General features: G+C 35.5%; 16 protein-coding genes. 5 read left to right on the top strand and 11 right to left on the bottom strand.

Annotated features, from left to right (window positions below):
- Positions 1-26: 26 nt before the first annotated feature.
- Positions 27-965: a phytoene/squalene synthase family protein gene (locus tag MZHIL_RS04805; protein ID WP_216580002.1), complete on the bottom strand. Its 939-nt coding sequence runs from the start codon at positions 963-965 to the stop codon at positions 27-29.
- Positions 940-2421 (bottom strand): phytoene desaturase family protein, encoded by a 1482-nt coding sequence (locus tag MZHIL_RS04810; RefSeq protein WP_013898246.1) that lies wholly within the window; start codon positions 2419-2421, stop codon positions 940-942. Before MZHIL_RS04810 ends, MZHIL_RS04805 begins: the two co-directional genes overlap by 26 nt.
- Positions 2422-2943: 522 nt before the next feature.
- Here MZHIL_RS04810 and MZHIL_RS04815 point away from each other — a divergent pair.
- A complete protein-coding gene (locus MZHIL_RS04815; RefSeq protein ID WP_013898247.1) occupies positions 2944-3744 on the top strand; it encodes a helix-turn-helix transcriptional regulator in 801 nt (266 codons plus the stop codon).
- A 252-nt stretch (positions 3745-3996) separates the two neighbouring features.
- Here MZHIL_RS04815 and MZHIL_RS04820 read toward each other — a convergent pair whose 3' ends face one another.
- Both MZHIL_RS04820 and MZHIL_RS04825 read right to left on the bottom strand, forming a co-directional pair.
- Entirely contained in the window at positions 3997-5466 is a 1470-nt protein-coding gene (locus MZHIL_RS04820; RefSeq protein WP_013898248.1) for a right-handed parallel beta-helix repeat-containing protein, read from the bottom strand.
- 329 nt (positions 5467-5795) lie between these two features.
- The gene (locus MZHIL_RS04825; RefSeq protein WP_013898249.1) at positions 5796-6503 is read right to left on the bottom strand and encodes a methyltransferase; all 708 of its coding nucleotides are present in this window, start codon (positions 6501-6503) and stop codon (positions 5796-5798) included.
- Between the two features lie 220 nt (positions 6504-6723).
- Between MZHIL_RS04825 and MZHIL_RS04830 the strand changes: the two genes are divergently transcribed.
- Together MZHIL_RS04830 and MZHIL_RS04835 are read left to right on the top strand one after the other, a co-directional pair.
- Positions 6724-6903: a hypothetical protein gene (locus MZHIL_RS04830; RefSeq protein WP_013898250.1), complete on the top strand. Its 180-nt coding sequence runs from the start codon at positions 6724-6726 to the stop codon at positions 6901-6903.
- The gene (locus tag MZHIL_RS04835; protein ID WP_013898251.1) at positions 6900-7190 is read left to right on the top strand and encodes a type II toxin-antitoxin system RelE family toxin; all 291 of its coding nucleotides are present in this window, start codon (positions 6900-6902) and stop codon (positions 7188-7190) included. The genes MZHIL_RS04830 and MZHIL_RS04835 overlap by 4 nt, the downstream gene beginning before the upstream one ends.
- Before the next feature lie 105 nt (positions 7191-7295).
- Here the strand turns inward: MZHIL_RS04835 and MZHIL_RS04840 are convergent, their stop codons facing one another.
- From MZHIL_RS04840 to MZHIL_RS04870, 7 genes are all read right to left on the bottom strand, one after another.
- Complete coding sequence (locus tag MZHIL_RS04840; protein WP_013898252.1) at positions 7296-7523, bottom strand: ChaB family protein; 228 nt, start codon at positions 7521-7523, stop codon at positions 7296-7298.
- Between the two features lie 46 nt (positions 7524-7569).
- Positions 7570-8097 carry a 3'-5' exonuclease gene (locus MZHIL_RS04845; RefSeq protein WP_013898253.1) on the bottom strand — a complete coding sequence of 176 codons (528 nt, stop codon included), beginning with the start codon at positions 8095-8097 and terminating at the stop codon, positions 7570-7572.
- Positions 8098-8327: 230 nt separating this feature from the next.
- Positions 8328-9167, bottom strand: coding sequence for a DUF1638 domain-containing protein (locus MZHIL_RS04850; RefSeq protein ID WP_013898254.1), 840 nt, complete (start codon positions 9165-9167; stop codon positions 8328-8330).
- A gap of 432 nt (positions 9168-9599) precedes the next feature.
- A complete protein-coding gene (locus tag MZHIL_RS04855; RefSeq protein ID WP_013898255.1) occupies positions 9600-14204 on the bottom strand; it encodes a cobaltochelatase subunit CobN in 4605 nt (1534 codons plus the stop codon).
- A 92-nt stretch (positions 14205-14296) separates the two neighbouring features.
- On the bottom strand, positions 14297-14662 hold the full coding sequence (locus tag MZHIL_RS04860; RefSeq protein ID WP_013898256.1) for a DUF2149 domain-containing protein: 366 nt from the start codon (positions 14660-14662) through the stop codon (positions 14297-14299).
- Positions 14663-15283, bottom strand: a complete 621-nt coding sequence (locus MZHIL_RS04865; RefSeq protein WP_013898257.1) for a MotA/TolQ/ExbB proton channel family protein — start codon at positions 15281-15283, stop codon at positions 14663-14665.
- A gap of 5 nt (positions 15284-15288) precedes the next feature.
- Complete coding sequence (locus MZHIL_RS04870; protein WP_013898258.1) at positions 15289-15960, bottom strand: DUF2162 domain-containing protein; 672 nt, start codon at positions 15958-15960, stop codon at positions 15289-15291.
- Between the two features lie 546 nt (positions 15961-16506).
- Between MZHIL_RS04870 and MZHIL_RS04875 the strand changes: the two genes are divergently transcribed.
- Positions 16507-16749, top strand: a complete 243-nt coding sequence (locus MZHIL_RS04875; RefSeq protein ID WP_048815484.1) for a hypothetical protein — start codon at positions 16507-16509, stop codon at positions 16747-16749.
- Positions 16750-17008: 259 nt separating this feature from the next.
- Entirely contained in the window at positions 17009-17833 is an 825-nt protein-coding gene (locus tag MZHIL_RS04880) for an immunoglobulin-like domain-containing protein (protein WP_013898259.1), read from the top strand.
- Positions 17834-17993: the final 160 nt, after the last annotated feature.

Here is a 17993-nt window from a genome sequence, read left to right on the forward strand (position 1 = left end):
TAACTGCTTCTTGGTTATTATGCTGTTCATTTCATATCGATCTTAGATAATATCACAGATTTTTTATGGAGCTTGGACTTTTTACTGATAATTTTGGCACATTTACCTAAGCCTATTCCAATATTCAATATAATACGAAGAATGCTAGGTTTAATCTTTTTATCATAGACTACAAGTGGATTCTTGTAAATTTGATCTGAAGTCCATAGGTACATCTCAGATGCCGTTTTTATGGGGATCAAGTATCTGCATGGAATAAAAACAAAACCTTCTTCTGCTTTCATTTGCCACTCTTTGTAAATATCAATCTGTGACCTGACTAATGAACGGAAATTCTCTTTATTCTCTTGAATCCTGTCATACTCTAGCCTGCTCAATCCATATTTTACAAGTTCAGTTTCAGGAAAATAGTTTCTACCCAAATCAAGATCTTCATCGATATCTCTTATGAAGTTCAGGTATTGCATAGCTCTGCCTAAATACTTCGCCGAAATGTATGCATCTTCGGGTAAATCTAGTATCTTGGCCATGAACAGGCCAACTACTTCCGAAGAACCGTAGAGATATTTGTCAAGTTCATCAAAGGTTTTGTAACTTGAGACCGTCAGGTCCATTTCCATTGAAATGAAGAATGCATCTACCCATTTTGAATCAAACTCTTTTCTGTTAAGAAGTTCAATAAACGAGTCTATTACCACATCTCCTGTCTTAACACCATTAATTCCTTCATAATATCTATTTTTAAAGTTATTGAAACCCTCAATATCCTGTGGAATACTGTCAACGTAATCATCTGCTTTACGTAAAAAACTGTATAATGTGAATACGTCACTTTTTACATTACCGGGAAAAAAGATAGTTGTATAAAAATACGTTTTACTCCCTTTTTTGAATATTGAATGTATTGTTTTGTCAATCATGTTATTACTTAAAATGATACTATTTTTTTCTTTTATTCTCTTCATTGACCTGTTCAGCAACTATCTGTGAAGATATTAAAGTCATAGGTACGCCAATTCCAGGGTGTGTATACTGGCCCGAGTAATATAGGTTAGAAACTTTTTTGCTCTTATGTGCGGGTCTCCAAACTGCGGTTTGCCTAAGTGTATGAGAAATTCCTAATGCAGTACCTTTATAGGCATTATATCTTTGTTCAAAGTCATCTAACGCAAATATCTTTTTAACTACAACGTGACCTCTTATGTCTTCATGCACCTTTTTTTCAAGGTCTTCCATAATCTTATGATAAAGTTGATCTCTTTTTTCTTTCGTATCTTCTAGTCCTGGAGCTAGTGGTACCAGGATAAATAAAGTATCTGTACCTTCAGGAGAGGCTGTTGAATCTGTCCTTGATGGAATATTCACATAATATGAAGGAGAATCTGGCCATGCAGCTTTTTTCGGATCGAACAGTTGATCGAACTTGTTTGACCAATCCTCCTTCAAGAACAGGTTATGATGATCCAGTTTATCTAAAACCTTATCAATCCCAACATAAGCAACAAAAGCTGATGGTGCCATTACTCTAGTTTCCCAATATTTCTTGGAATAAGTTTGATGATTGTCTGGTACCATGTCGAGTTCACTGTGCGCATAATCTGCATTTACTAAAACAAGATCACACTCATATTCACCATTAAAAGTAATTACCTTAGTAGCTTTTTTATTCTTGATTTCTATTGATGTCACGGGTTCATTGAACTTGAACTCAACACCCTGTTCTAGTGCCAGTTCATGCATTGAAGAAGCGACTTTTCGCATTCCACCTTCCGGATAAAATACGCCCATGGTCATATCTATATGTGACATGATATGGTACATTGAAGGAGTTTTTTGTGGAGAGCTGCCTAAAAAACCGATTGAATATTCTAACACTTTTCGAGCTTCATCACTTTTAAACCTCTTATTAACAAAATGGTCTAAACTTTCCAGGATATTGAGTTTCATACCCTTGAAAAGGAGTTTACCACTCAAAAAATCGGATAATGATGTGAAATCTTTGTAGAGCATATCTTTAACAGAAGATTCGTACATTTTACCTGCTGATTCCAAATAATTTTTTAATTTTTCACCACCATTCTCTTCAAATGAATCGAAAAGTTCATAGTTTTTTTCAAGTGATGGTGAGATATCTACAACTTTCTTATCACCAAAAAATACTCTGTATGAAGGGTCCAGTTTTTTTAATTCATAATAATCTTCAGGTTTTTTATCGAATTCTGCAAAATAGTTCTCGTAGATATCAGGCATCAAGTACCATGAGGGGCCCATATCAAAATTGAACCCGCTTTCACTATAAACACTAGCTCTTCCACCAGAAGCTTCATTTTTTTCAATAACGATTACTTGATGTCCATCTTTAGCAAAAAGGGAAGCAGCTGAAAGACCCCCGAAACCAGCCCCTATAACTATAATTTTCAATATAATCACCCCTAACCCAAATATAAACAGTATAATACCATATTAATTTCCTAGTATTTAGAAAAATCGATTATTCAATTGATTTTGAAGAAATATTAAATAAAATAGTTGGAGAATATAGATTATCTTATAATATTTGAGTCACGAGATTAAAAATCACCTAAATTATAAAAATTTTTAAAATTTCTGTAGATTTTGTATAAAATAGTATTTAACCTTATAAAAAAGCATAAAATCCGCTGTCTTTATCATCACGCGAAATCTGCGATTAAATGAGAGTTTCATGAAGTATAGCAAGCTGGAATATACTCCTCTATACCAGCTTACTATTTTTAATTCCCCGATCCCAATCCGCTCTTGCTTATGAGTGAAATTTTTTTATTCCCACTCGAACTATGAAATGATATTGATTATATTTAACCTAAATTGTGTATAATTTAATATACAATTTTAAATTTTAAAGTTACTATAATTTCAAATGCCACTGTAAATAAATATATAAATTCCAGAGTATTTTTCCATATGATGAAAAAAAATTTAATTGATATTTTATTCATGTCTGAGAAGAGAAAAAAAGTTCTTCTATTGTTAATAGAAGAACCCAAAGAAATGAAACATCTTCTCAAATCTATTAATACCACTAGACAAGCTTTGCTTCCCCAGATGAGACTATTAGAAGAACACCATCTTATAGTTCAGTGTAACGATAAATATGAACTAACTACAGTTGGAAATTTAATAGTCAATGAAATGATTCCTTTATTAAATACTATTGAGGTATTTGATATTAATATTGACTACTGGGGAACTCGAAATCTTAAAATCATACCAAAAAGATTTTTGAAAAGAATAAACGAATTAAAAGGATGTAAAATAATAGAACCCAGTTTGGTGAATATATTCGAGGCTAATAAGGATTTTATTAAAAATGCTCAAAAATCCAGTTCATTATGTTTTATATTTATTTTTATGCATCCCAGTTTATTTCCACTTGCAACTCAACTTGTTAACAATGATATTGACATTTCAGTCATCATTAACAAAGATATGCTGCAAAAAATTGAATCTGAATTGTCTAATGAATTTAATCAACTCATTAAAACTGGGAAAATTAAGTTTTATTTGTATCAGGAAGAGATTGGAATTTTATCCTTAGCACTAAGTGACGATTGCTTAATTTTAAGATTATTCTCTAAAACTTATTTTGGTAATAACAAATTCAGTAATGAACAAGTTTTTTGTTCAACTTCACAAGCACATCAATGGGGTGAAGATCTTTTCAGTTATTACTTGAAAAGCTCAACACTGATAACTGAAATTTGATTATGTAAACTCTCTAATGTTAGTTATTAATGATATTTGTCAATTGTGATCTGCAGTCGATTATCTTGATAGGTTTTCGACAGAGCCGTTAAAATAATTTGCTTTTAATGGAAACATCTAAAATGTGGAATTAAAAAAAAACTGATCTTAAATTAAATGAGAGCAGGCCATCAGCTGAAATTGGATGTGACGAAATTTTCTTTATGTACCTTCTTTAATAAATAAAAAATGGTAACCAATGTTACCATCTAATCATTTCTTTTGTTCTTTTCTCAGGATCATGAACATGGATATGCCAAGCAGGCCGACAATTAGAAGTAATGGACTCATTGTCGGAACTGAGAAAAGAGCTGCACAGAAGTCGTTTGGTTCACGGAGTTCACCTGTGGATGGACAGTCTGCGGGTGGACAAACATCGATCATTTCTGCTGCAAATGGATCATATTCCACATTCATTGAGATTGAGTCTCCTGAACCCGGGCCTTCGCCCGAAGGTCCAGAGCTGTCACCCCACCAGTTGCTGGTAGCAGTGACAATCTCATCGCCATTATTTATGTTGACCAGTCCCTCCTCATTGTCATAAATGTTGTTGTCCTGTACTGTAGTGTTTTTAACCTGGAAGTTCTCTCCACCACTGACAAGTATTCCATATTTATTATTGTATAGATCATTGAATTTTAGAGTATTGTTCGTGGTAGGACCATATGAATTGTATCTGTAATCATTGGTGATTCTGATACCTGCTGTTGAATTATAGATTTCATTGCACTCAAATACAATATTGTGGCAAAGATATGCCAGGATTCCATCAGCAGGATTTATACCCCAACTGGGACTTGTCCGGTTTTCATTGTCAAATATTGTATTTCCCTTTACAAGTGATTCACTTTCAGGATCAACAATTCCAGGTATTGATTCGTTGTGGTTTATCTTGTAAAGTAGAAGGCCTGGACCTTTGTTTTTGTATATCTTATTATTTTCAATTGTGACATGAGTAATTCCTGCATCATGGGCTTTCGAATAAACTATTATTCCACCAACCCGATGATCACTTGATCCAATCGCTCCAGCATTCTCATTTTCATACACTTCATTACAGGAAATAGTGACCATTCCAGTGCCAGAAACAGAACCTACATTAACATAAATTCCTCTTTCTACATTATTGGAAACAAGGTTATTGAGAATGCTACCATAGGAATAAAATGTGATTCCATCACCATCATTAGCAATAGCCTTACTGTTCTGGATAGTTCCATTTTGATCATATCGAACCCTTATACCGTCATTGGAATTATTATGAGATACGATATTATCTATCACTACTCCCTCTGTCTTATCAGCATAAACACCGCGATTAGGTGAGCTGTGAACCTCAAAGTTCTCAACAGTAACGCCTGCGGTCTGGTCAATAAAAATTCCATATCCACTTGTAAAGCTTGATAGGTTGAGTATACTGGTAGGCACACCATTGTCATCTGTAGATCCAACCAGCTTTAGGTTGGACTTGTTTATATAAATTATCAGTTGTTCCTCATAAATTCCAGGGCCCACTTCAATAGTATCTCCAGGGTCTGCACCATCAATAGCATCCTGGATAGAGTCACCTTCTTCTACAGATATTGTAGCTGCACCTGCTGCTCCAACCATGCCAACAATAAAAGCTAGCACCAAACAAGCAACAATAAAAATATTAGTTGATTTTTTCTTTGATCTTAACATTTTACCCCCACCTCAAGATATTTTTATATGGGATGCAATATTTTGCAATGATAACTATTTTGATAATTTTAGATAAAAAAGTAAGAAACTAAGTTACAGGATCATGTCTTTTTTTGGCCTTACATACTCCCATGATTAAAGTTTGTGATCTTTTTCTACCTTTGAACTCTATCATTTGTAAATAATCAATTCAAGTAAAATACAGTACATCCCTACATTCAAGACTCTGATGGAAACATTTTTGTGATTTTGCTCTTATTTACATCGTCCATAATCTCGACTGAGTCCTCTAAGGCTCTTTCCAGTGTAAAGATTTATTGCAGGCTGATTCATTCACCATAGATGAGTTCCATATTCGGTTGCTCCGTACCAAAATAGTGGGCCCATACGAAAGCGTGCTGGAATAACGCAATCACCAATGCCAGATGTGACCCCAGTAGTAAAGCGATACTCCAAAGGCCAAAAAAAGCGAAGGTGTACATGGCATTTGGTGTCCAGCTAAACGCTCCTTCGGTTACAAGCGGCATATTTCGATAGCTTTGTCGAAAATGATCTCCTCCGACTGCACGTTTGAATCCGAAATACTTCTTTACTGACCAGCCAGTGTACAATGCCGGGACTAGCAACATAAGTCCTATGGCTAGTTGAATCCATCGAGGCAAAGCAAGTGTCAATGGACTGGCCATGCCCGCCGCGATAACGACAAAAGGACGAGCAATCAACATCGGAGAAAAAAGGATGGAATGGACTGTGAGGTCATACCTTCCGAACAATTGTGTGAAGAAACCCCATCCCAGTTGCCCACGAAAAACTACCCACACATAGAACTGGTGGAAGATAGTTAGTCCAACAGCGGCCCAGAACCAGCCAGCTTCGCTAATTCCAAGCCAGGACCCTTCATTTAGGACTGGAGCAGCGAGGGCCCACGCAATGGTGGTGAGGATGACAGCTGCCGTTAAATGAAGAAGCTGACCTCGAAACAGAAATCGAAGTGATCGAGCCTCGGAGATAATTAGCGCATCATGGCTATTGGACATATTAACAAAATAGGTGGCTTGCTACTAAAAAATTGTTCTAAGATTCAGGTTATACTATTGCTTGAATACTGAACGATTATAATCAGTACTGTATCTTTTAGGGTTCGATCAAAACCCATAAAAACAAGGTGCAGAACATGAATGTATACTTTAAAATGAATAAAGAACTCTCATTTTCAATCAATAATTATTTATCTAAATATATCGTACTTTTTTACTAATGGCTTCAAACAAGAATTCATATAAGGATTCAGGAAAGTGCAATCTTAATAACGTAGATTTAGATTCAGCTCCATTAAGTTCAGAAACCAAAGAGCGTATAAAAGAAGCTAGGGAAGACCTTAAAAGTGGTAATGTATGTACTCTCAAGCAACTCAAAAATGAACTTGGATTGGAATGAATTATGAAGGACTTTTTACTAATGCATTCAAAAAAGATTTGAAAGCAATTAAGAAAAAACATCCCGACAATTTAAACAAAATTGTAGATTCAATAGAAAATAAAATATTGAATACCCCTTTTTCTGAAGATGTTAAACAATTAACATGCTTTAACTATTATAGGTTCAGGGTTGGAAAATATAGAATTATATTTGATTTTGAAGATGATAATAAACTTCTTTTTTTAGCTGTTGATATAAGGTCATCAATATATGAAAAGTTAAGAGAACGTTTCAATAAGTGCTGAAAGTCATAGACATTATCTGACTACTCCCACGGCTAAAGTTGTAGGGTTCTTTTGAACCTGAAGAATCTTAACCTTTAACAGAGTTAAGTATTTGTTGATTCCCTCTTATTTTTTGACCCATTCTCCATCTTCATTCTTTTGATACTTTTCCTTCACAGCAGACCAAGCTACACTATGCGCAACTTCTTCTTGAGATTTGTCTCCCCTGCGTTTTTCTGGATCATCATACTGATTCCATGCATTATTAAATGCTTTCATGTATATTTCTTGAGCATTTTTCGGGAGATTATTTCTTACACTTGCTGGTAGATCGCTTAATTTGTCATATGGCATGATTTTGTTTCCCCATTTTGGCTTGCTTATATAGAAAAAATGAAATCTAAAGATTATCACTGGACTTGCTGCTCATAATTTTATAACAATAAAGAGTTGCTCTAGTATCCTCCATTGAGTCATGAAGATTTTCAAGATGAGGATAACCATAATATTCTGCACATGTGCACAATTTTTGCCATTTATTGTTCTGGTAGTATTCACTCCACTCTCCACAAATATCGGCAAATTCCAGCATCACATCATAAACTGTCATTTCTGGGATAGTAATTCCTGAGCTATGTAGGAATTTTAGATCATAATTAATTATATTATATCCCACAACAGTATCTGATTTTCGGAGAATATCTTCAATTTTTGGCTTATGGAAACAAATACTTTTCTTATCCTGAACCATTGGCGGAGATATGCCGTGTATTTTTTGTGCTTCTGGCCACACTTTTTTGGTTAACGGTTTAAAGTAATCATAAAACAATATATCTCCTAAATCATCGATAATTGCTAACTGTAAAATCTCATCAGTTGAATGAAGTCCAGTAGTTTCAACATCAAGACATATCACCCCATTGCCCATATTTTTTCCTCTTAAGTATAATCTATTTTATACACATAATATAATACTATGTATATAAAGCTCTATATGAATCATTAAAGTTTTTTTTATAATCAAGATACAGGTAATTACAATAATTAATTATTTTTGAGGTTCGTTGAATGATTATCCTTTTTTTGAGCACTATTCAAGCATGCATGATCAATGGGAACAATGGTATTCCTTAATATTGATAATTCAACCCTGTGATTTTATTTTAAAATTGCAATTTCAGTTTCAGTAATTCTATTTGATTCTTTTTCAGGAAATATTTCATTTTTTATTCGCCTATAACAATTTTCAGCTATCGTAGTATTACCCTGAATTTCAATTATATCAAAACCAAACAATGATGCAAAACTATCAATATTTTCTTCAAAATTTGGTTCATAATTTAACCCTGTGTTTATTTTAGCTAACACATCTATCCCCATTTTCTTAAAAAACAATTTTTTAGTTTTATCTTTTTTCATTGTTCTTTCAAGATCTCCAAACAAAATATCCCAATTTGAAGCCCACATGGGTGTAAAGAAAATAGCTTTTGGATACTGCTTAAGTATCTGGTAATACTCATCATCACCTCCAAGAGCAAGTGAAACACAATCGGTTACTTTTGATGATTTGGTATTGTCATAATTTTCCAGAATCCGAATGACTGTATCAGTTTCATCAAAATCTGAGTTGATGTCTCTGAATGCTTTTCCACAGGAACCATAAAATAATAATATACCTTTAGCATACTTAGAATATTTTTTGATAATGCTATAAGTTTCAGATTTCAGTTTATTTGGGCATGAATGAAGATGTTTTGGTTGAATCACTATTACAACAGTAAGAGTATCTATGTTGTAGCCATGATTCACAAACTTTGATTTGAACATATCCTCATCAGCAATTTCAGGAGTTATATCAGTACTTCTGAATTTTTCTACCAAATCTGAAATCTCTCCGTTATCTATTATTATAGTTCTCTCAATGCTGGTATCATCTGACAAGATATGAACAATCTCATCTTCTAAAATTTTACATCCAATTAAAAATAAAAACGTCATAAAACCTCCCTTAATAGTATAAATTATTGAAAGAAATCAGGGATGCAGATTAAAAGTTCCTTCTTTGGATCCTTAACCTCACAGATCACAAATCTGTAGTTTATCCTTGGAAACTGGTTTCCTGGTAAATTTTTGGCTCCAAATGATTTTACCATGGAAAATATTCCTTAGCAGCATTCGATTTCTTACTATACAGCAGATAGTTCATAATCTATCCTGGCTTAAAGAATACAGATAACAACGTTTAAAATAAATCATTCAGATTATAGACATTACCACGCAGGCTACTTTATTTTAATTTTTAATCAGTTATTTAAACTGGTTATTTCACCAATTTCCTGCAAAGTCTCTTAATAATAATTAATGTCATTTAAGAATTTAATCAATTAAAAATAAAATGGAGACTAAAAAACTCTCCAAAAAATAATATATTCAAATTTTTCTCCTAAATCCAACATAAATGGCGATTACAGCCATCAGAACAATTATTGCCCCTATGATTTCAGAACTCGAAAATGAAGGAGCAAATCCAGAATCTGCTTTATCTTCTGCGGATCTTGTTTCCATTTCATACCCCTCTACATAATCCGAAGACGGTGCTTGAGGCTGCTCACCCTCAGTTCCATACCCAATATCCTTTACAATAGTGTGGTTAGTCTGACTATGATCTCTGATTGTTGGTGTAGCCAGGTCAGAACTGCTACTACTGGATCTTCTACTGGTTTCTCCGATATCTGCAGAAGATGGTTCTCTGTGAGTTGCTTCCTGCATAATTCGTTGGTATTCTGATGCAAGATCATCCGAAACTACACCAGGAACTGACATGAGACCCTGTACATATGAATCAAGGGATGGATTTCCACAGGTATGGTGACAGCATGTAACACCATTGTTAACCACAGATTCAACATACTCTTTAACAAGCTGGTTTAAGATCTCTGAATCCGCATTCCAGTATTCTTTTCGGGCAGTTTCGAGCATTCTACCTGTCATAGATTGATAAGCATGGGGATTTGCATCTTTGAAAAATTCATTTACACCAAGATCATATTTGTCTTCAACGTATATGTCATATATCTCATTCCAATCAGAATCTGAAATAAGATCAGGTGTAACCACATTCCAGCCCCACATATGCTCTGTGAACTTCATAAATTCACGTGCACCAGCATAATCATGTTCCATCATACCCTCAACCCATTGCGGATTGAAATATCTGGCACGCAACTCTGTTCTCATAGATTCCCTTAAGGTTGCAATACGCAGATCATTTGGATTCTGTAATTCTGCAATATACATCTCTGGATTACTACCTGTAACTGATCTTACAGCAAGACCAAGTCCACCAAGATAGGAGAACACATCATCATTGTCAAAGTGACCATACAAGTTAGAACTTCGACTGTGAATTGCAGAATCTACGTTCATTAAATTAAGTCTAAGAATTGATTCATAGCTGTCACCCCAAATCTCTTTTCCATATATATTTGACATTTTGCTGATAAAAAGATCAGCAAGTTCGTTTTCGTTATCCCAGGTATCACTAGCATCTATAGCTTCTGAAAGTCCTGTGCCATAAGATCCGGGAGCTTCACTAAATATACGTGCCTTTGACAGGTACTCAGCATCGGCTGGATCAAAGCCAGCATCAAGAAGTGCCTGTTCTATTTCAAGTGAATGAGCACGTACATAATTGTTTTCTGCGGATTCATTAAGAGCAGCTACCATCCTTATAGCCTCATCGATCATTTCTAACTGGTATGGATAAGAATCACGATACAGGCCTGAAGGCATGACGGTTACATCAATTCTGGGATGAGTCATATCTTCTAGTGGTATTACTTCAAAACCAGCAAGTCTGCCCCACTGCCTAACAGGTTCTACACCCAGTAAAGCATGTATCTGTGCCTCCATCAGGCCTTGATGTCTCATCGTTTCAACTGACCAGAGAATAAAGCCAACATTTCGTGGATATTCTCCATGTTTGGCCTTATAATCATTTAACATGTCTTCAGCTAGAGCTGCTCCAAGTGCAGAGGTCTCCGGATCGGGAATGGCCCTCTGATCGAAACTGTAGAAGTTCTTTCCAGTAGGTATAGCTGCTGGATTTCTAATAGGGTCATTGCCAGGACCCGGGGAGATATATTCTCCATTGAGTGCTCTTAGAGTATTAGTTATCTCCTGTGTTGCAAGTTTGAGATTTTCAGCATATGTGTTGCCTAAATCCAGATTATCAGTAATGCTCTGATCAACAGTTCCAATCACTTTTTGCTGTGCATCGTCGACTGATGTAAAATTGAGTAGCGTTTCATTCAACATAGCATCGGCATACACGTGTGCTTGGTTTTCTCTATCTTCACTGCATGTTATATTTGAATCCACGTGATACTCAATATTAGATATGAAATCATTACCAAGCATTGCTTTGACTGTTGTCACAAGACGCATATCCTCAGGAGGGGTACCGAATATATGAAGACCCATTGGCATTAAGGAGTAACCAATACGGTGTAAATAATCATGTAATTCTCCTTTGGCAAAACTTTCAAACTCAGAATTATCCATGTTCCTAAGCTCATCAACAGAAACACCAAGATCAGTATCAAAACCAAGAATTTCATAGTACTCAGTTACGGTCTCACGATATGAATCAGCAAGAGCTGTGTTGTTTGCTGCGACTGCATCTTCATAGGAATGAACCCTATCATGTATTGTAGCAAGATCGCCATAGAATCCTGCATTTGATACTGGTGGTATCAAATGGTCGATTATCACTGCATTACCACGTCTTTTGGATTGAGTACCCTCACCTACATTATCAACTATATAAGGATATATTACAGGAGTATTTGCAACCATAATCGAGGGATAGTCATATTTCCAAAGACCGGTTTCCTTACCAGGTAGCCATTCCTGAGTTCCATGTGTACCAAAATGAATTATTGCATCTGCCTCAAACACGTTGTTTATCCAGAAGTATGTAGCAAGATACTGATGTGTAGGGGGTATTGACTTGTCGTGATACAATATTGATTTATCTGAGTGCCAGCCTCGCATTGGCTGGGGAACTAATATAACATTTCCAAATTCTGTAATTGGTATAACAAATGAATCTTCATAGACCATGAGTTCGCCTGGTGCTTCACCCCACGTAGCTTCAACTTCTGCTCTTACAGATTCAGGTAGTTCATTATACCAAACAAGATAATCGTTTTTGGGAACCAGAACAACGCTCCCTTCACTCACTACCTTCTCCAGTTCACCCGGAGCCCAATTACCCACGTTCCTGTTTGCTTTAAGCATCTCTATAAGCTCACTGCCATTTGGAATAGGCTCAGAAACTGTGTAGCTGTTTAACTGCATATTCTCAAGTAGTAGAGGTAGACTTGCAGGGACATTGAGGTAACTTGCACCTATATCTGCTTTGCCTCCTCCATAGTTATAGTAGATTATACTGACTTTTTTATCTGAGTTATCCATATGTCTAAGTTTTGCCCAATTGATTGCCCGGTCACAAAGCCATTCTACCTGTTCCATAATCGGCTCATAGTACCATCTTTCTGTAACAGGATCCTGGGTTCTGCCTGCTATCCATATATAGTCTGTTAAACCTTCTATCTCAGGTTGTATTATTTGTGAAGCAAGTGTTGTAGAGTCGCTAATTCCACGAACACTTGCATTGTAACCTTCGGGGCATAGGTTATAATCCTTAACTCCTTTCAAAATAGGTACATTATACTCTTCTAGATAAGATACAGATGTAGCATAATCGAAGTTTAAGTAAAACATTTTGGTTGAGATTAAAACATCAACAATTGTTTCATTATCCTTGACGAAATAATCTACATCATGACTGAAAGCTCTTGCTGAACCAAGAATCACATTCATTTCCTTTGATTCAAGATACCGAATCATAGTATCTTCAGTTTTCCAATCGATTTCATCAGAAGCAAGTGTACCAACAACAATACCAATTGTCGGAGATGTGGAATCATAATATCCTTGCTGATCATACCATTCAAAGTATTCTGCAGAGTTATCGAAAATCAAAGGAAAGGCATCTGGATGATAGAGGCCGTGCTGAGGAATTGCTGGCGGAGCTGGTAACGAGTACTCAATATAAGCTTTTTTTATCATATTGCCTGTAAAACGTATCCAGTTCTCCATATTTGCAAAACCGTTATTTCTTTGATATTCCTTCATGATATTATAAGGCTCATCGTCGATTACAAACGTCTGCTCTGCATCACCGGCACCTGCAAACTGTCCGATCTCAACACCAGCAGCTTTTGCATCCTGGAGAAGTGATTTCAGACCCCCTTCGTGATAATCTTGATGTCCTACCATATACAGAATAATTATATCCTGGTCAGTAAGGTCATCTATGGTATTTACTGCTTCACTGCTGCTCACAACAACAATATTGAAACGTTCAGCTATTACTCGCCTGTCATTGATAACATTCTTCATGAAATGTCGATTGGTATCTGAATTGATAATATAGGTAATGTTGATCTTTTGTTGAATAATTTCAGGCTCTGGAATATCTTCTCCTATCCAGAGATCACTGAATTTTTGTCCCATGAACATCAACATATTCTTGATGTTGGAATCTCCACCCTGGGTCCAGTATCTTTCAATATCAGTATACTCTTCTGTATATAGGTCGATATTGTTAGCAGTGAAGTTGGAACTTAAGTTATAACCAATCACACTATTATTGTTTTCAGTAGCGTTTATCAGGTCAAGTTCCCATGAATCCAGAATATTTTCTTCCTGGGATTCAAGGAAAATGATCGAGTAGTTAGAAAAATTAAGGTCTGATGGAATACTATCAGCTTTTGAAAATATAGTAAGATTTATTTTATCTGAAATGTTTTGATTTGAAGCAACATTTTCAATTGCCTGTTTGTTTGTATCTGTTCCTAAAATGAACAGGTATTCATCTTTTACAGTCTCCTGTGCCGATACTACAGGCATTGCTAATAATGCCAGCAATACACTTAAAAGAATTAAAGTACTATTTCTTCTTTGCATGTTATCTCCTCGGTAATATGCTAACATCCCGGAACATTGCTTGCAGGCGTTTCCGGGGTGTCAAACTTCTTATCAGATTATCAATATTTTATTCAATCAACGGTTTCCATTTTGTTTCCATTTTCAGGAACGTAAATCACTCTCCCATCTGCCAGACGGTATGCTGTACCCATGGCTTCACCACTGCCACCACCAATATGTTCGGTCATATCAAGAATTTCAATTGACTGTCCCTCTTTTATGACGATCTGCATGTCCTCCTGACCGGGATTCTTGATGATTGTTACGTCCTGGGTAGGATCAAGCATTTCAGGCATGTTGAATGAAAATACCATGGCTATCAACAATGCAACAGAAAATACCATTGCTACATCAAACAGGTTAGCTACACTTGTTAGCGGATTCTGCTCTTCAGCATCACTTAGCAAACCCGTTCTACGATATCTTCTTGATTTCATTTACTTACCCTCCAGTGTGTTGAGAATGTAATCAATATCAGCCATATCCTGCCAGTACCATCTTTTTCTTACCTGTGTGAGAACATAGGCAATACTTCCTGCAAATAACCCAATTACTGTAGTTGCAAAGGCTACTATCAGATTATTTGCAAGCTGTTCTATATTGCCCTGAGAAAGACCTATCAGTGCTGGTCCCAGTGGAATCAATGTTCCCATCAGACCCAGCATCGGGGCAACTGCAGCAATCACACGGGTCTGCTCAAGATTTTTTGCCATCTTAATTTCATAATCTTCAGAAATCCATTCAATTGCAGGAATACGGTTAACTTCCAGATGCTTTGCTGCAGAATTTGCAAAGGAAGTAACAATATTTGTCTGCTTGAGTGTTTTTAGCGATTTAGCAGCTCCTGCAAAGTCTGAACACTGCATACGTTCCTGTACCGACAGGCAGGTTGATTCTAAATTCTCTACATCTCTATTTCGTTTTGAATATTCGGATAAGAATTCTCCTATCAATATCAGGGATAGTAAAGATAGAAGTAGCAATACAACAATCACAGGATAGAGAAGAGAAGATGAAAATGTATATAGTATCCCAAATATTAGAGAAGTTGGATCCATTTTTTTTAATCACCTTTTAGTTTATTTATTGCATAGCTACTGAGAACAATAGCTGCAATGATCAGCAGGGGTGCCAGTTGAAACTCTCCTCCCGATGCGGTAATATTGAGCTGTTTGGACTGCATATAAGCAGGAATTAGCATAGCACCGAGCAGGTAAAAAAGGCCAAGAAACATCATCACAGTCCCAAGATCTTCTGGTGTGCGGTTCATTTTGCCAAATAACCAGCTAGAAGACAGAATCGAAATAAAAAAGACAGCACCTACAAAAGTACCTATAATCCATCCACTCCATGTAACTGTTGTTGCAAGAACAATGCAGGATAGAATTAAGGCACTCAAGCAGGCAGGACATGGAACTGCTAAAAATAAAAATGTCTTTCTTGAAACGTCATGGCCACACAGCCATTTTTTTTGTGTGTATATTCCTGCACCAATCAAAAACAATGCAATTATTGCATGTAAAGTTACACCCAGACCAAGTATTTCAGTTAAAACAGAGATATCAATAAAGGCCAATAAAATTCCAATTAGAAATGATAGTGCTAAATAGCTTGAAGCTATTAGCAAAATTTGCTTTTTGTCGATACTTGAGAAACCGCAACCTATTCCGGTTTTGAGCCCTATGACAAATATCCCCAGTACTATTCCAGCAATAACAGCTATACTAGTTCCCATATACTAGTCCCCATTATATTAACCCCACAGAACTAAACTAAATTAAAGTAGATAAATTAGTTTTTTTAGATAACAAACATTATCAAACAGGTTAATGAGTACAGTTTTATTTGCTTTAAACGAAAAAGAAAGAAGAATTTTTGAATCCAAAAAGGACCCCTTGCCGGGTTAAAATGGAGACATCATAAAATATAATCATGAGATACTATCATGAGCTTTAAACAACTTAATAGTGGTGATGAGCATATCTAATTTTTGTAAATTCGATCTTTTCGACCTCGGATATCTCTTCAACTGTTTCATCTACTATTCGTTTAATAACCAAATCCTATTTTCCATTATTTGACTGAACCTAATATGTAAAAAAGATGAAAAAGCGTGTTGTTTTAGTTTACTGAATGGTTTCATATACATTTAGGTAGATGTTATTGATATATAGTACTGTATATTACTTCAAACGGTGTTTTCTGATGACAGGCGCAGGGGAAGATCCAACCTCTAAAAAAAATAGTTTTTGTTTATAATGCCGATAGCGGCATTGTCAATATGCTGAAAGATTATGTGCATAAGATAGTATCTCCTTCTACATACGGATGCACGCTCTGTAGTCTTACATATGACAGCAGGGGTGTCAAAGATTCCTGGACGAAATTTGTATCCCAAATGCACTTCCGCTCAGAGTTTTTCCACAGGGACGAGTTTATTGATAAATACGGTAAGGCAGATGATCAGTTACCATGCATATATCTGGAAAAAGACGGCAAGCTTGATCTTTTCATCACCGGCTAGTGAGATAAATGAATGCAACAGCCTTGAAGAACTAAAATCACTGTTATCCGATAAGCTGGCAGGCATATCCTAATGAGTTTAACAAATGTATAATTTTTATTCTACAGAAAATAGAGATAACGTGCATATAAGAAACTATATGAAACCTATTTAATCCCGAGTCATGGTTTAGTTCATACTAGAAAGGCAATAACTACAAACTTGTTTGAAGCTTAAGAATGTTTTATCTATTCAGATCACATATGTATGATTGATGAATATGAACATTATAACAAAAAAAATAAAAAATAAATCGATCCCTCTTATTTCAATTGGATTGATTGCATTATTATTATTTTCATCAGGATGCTTGGATAATAATATAATTGGTGAAACTGAATGTGATGCAATGATTCATTTACCAAAGGAGAGTTTTAGTAAATATGAAGATATCCAGTTCGAAATCGAGAATACTGGAGATACTGTACTAGAATTTGGCCGTGCATTCAGCATAGAGTATTATGACGAAATCAATGATACATGGACTCGAATCCATTTAGATCTGGTGTGGACTGAGGATCTAATAATTCTATCTCCTGGAGAAACTTTCGATCAACAAACTTTCAATCCTGCCTCAAATTTCATGGATGAAGTAAAAGAAGGTGAATATAGAATTAAAAAGAACCTGATCTGTGCAGATACAGGTGAAATTCTAGAGTTAACCAGAAACTTCTACATTGATATGGACAAGCCTTACCCCAATGCTTCTTTGAGCCTAGAGAAAGAAGAGTTCAATAAAGACAACAACATCGAATATACCGTTGAAAATACTGGAACTACACCAATAACCTTTGGTCGAATGTTTGAAATTGAATTCTATGATCAGAATGAAAATGCCTGGGAACTCGTTGAAATGCAAATGGCAGTCACTTTAGAAATGCTAATATTAAATCCTGGCGAGGAGTTTAAACAATCATTCAATCCATCAGAGCATTTTACTGAGGATGTTAAAGAAGGATTGTATAAAATCAATAAGTCAGTCACCTGCACAGAAACCGAAGAACCCCTCCATCTTGAAAAAGAGTTCAATATCTTAGAAAATTAAAGTATGTGGGTCAAATAGATTAACAAAAAATGTGAATCAAACTATCCACTTTTTTAAAAAAGAAGCACTATTTTTTGTGCTCTGTAGAGATACATAGTATTCTTATGGACGGAAACTTACAATAATTGCAAATATACATCGAATTAAAGATACAAATTAC

It is taken from the genome of Methanosalsum zhilinae DSM 4017, assembly GCF_000217995.1.
Classification (GTDB): domain Archaea; phylum Halobacteriota; class Methanosarcinia; order Methanosarcinales; family Methanosarcinaceae; genus Methanosalsum; species Methanosalsum zhilinae.

Bases quoted from the DNA above. Each gene is read 5' to 3' on its own strand.
- MZHIL_RS04805 (WP_216580002.1), bottom strand. From the start codon at position 965: ATGAAGAGAATAAAAGAAAAAAATAGTATCATTTTAAGTAATAACATG.
- MZHIL_RS04815 (WP_013898247.1), top strand. From the start codon at position 2,944: ATGATGAAAAAAAATTTAATTGATATTTTATTCATGTCTGAGAAGAGA.
- MZHIL_RS04820 (WP_013898248.1), bottom strand. From the start codon at position 5,466: ATGTTAAGATCAAAGAAAAAATCAACTAATATTTTTATTGTTGCTTGT.
- MZHIL_RS04825 (WP_013898249.1), bottom strand. From the start codon at position 6,503: ATGTCCAATAGCCATGATGCGCTAATTATCTCCGAGGCTCGATCACTT.
- MZHIL_RS04830 (WP_013898250.1), top strand. From the start codon at position 6,724: ATGGCTTCAAACAAGAATTCATATAAGGATTCAGGAAAGTGCAATCTT.
- MZHIL_RS04835 (WP_013898251.1), top strand. From the start codon at position 6,900: ATGAATTATGAAGGACTTTTTACTAATGCATTCAAAAAAGATTTGAAA.
- MZHIL_RS04840 (WP_013898252.1), bottom strand. From the start codon at position 7,523: ATGCCATATGACAAATTAAGCGATCTACCAGCAAGTGTAAGAAATAAT.
- MZHIL_RS04845 (WP_013898253.1), bottom strand. From the start codon at position 8,097: ATGGGCAATGGGGTGATATGTCTTGATGTTGAAACTACTGGACTTCAT.
- MZHIL_RS04850 (WP_013898254.1), bottom strand. From the start codon at position 9,167: ATGACGTTTTTATTTTTAATTGGATGTAAAATTTTAGAAGATGAGATT.
- MZHIL_RS04855 (WP_013898255.1), bottom strand. From the start codon at position 14,204: ATGCAAAGAAGAAATAGTACTTTAATTCTTTTAAGTGTATTGCTGGCA.
- MZHIL_RS04860 (WP_013898256.1), bottom strand. From the start codon at position 14,662: ATGAAATCAAGAAGATATCGTAGAACGGGTTTGCTAAGTGATGCTGAA.
- MZHIL_RS04865 (WP_013898257.1), bottom strand. From the start codon at position 15,283: ATGGATCCAACTTCTCTAATATTTGGGATACTATATACATTTTCATCT.
- MZHIL_RS04870 (WP_013898258.1), bottom strand. From the start codon at position 15,960: ATGGGAACTAGTATAGCTGTTATTGCTGGAATAGTACTGGGGATATTT.
- MZHIL_RS04875 (WP_048815484.1), top strand. From the start codon at position 16,507: ATGCTGAAAGATTATGTGCATAAGATAGTATCTCCTTCTACATACGGA.
- MZHIL_RS04880 (WP_013898259.1), top strand. From the start codon at position 17,009: ATGAACATTATAACAAAAAAAATAAAAAATAAATCGATCCCTCTTATT.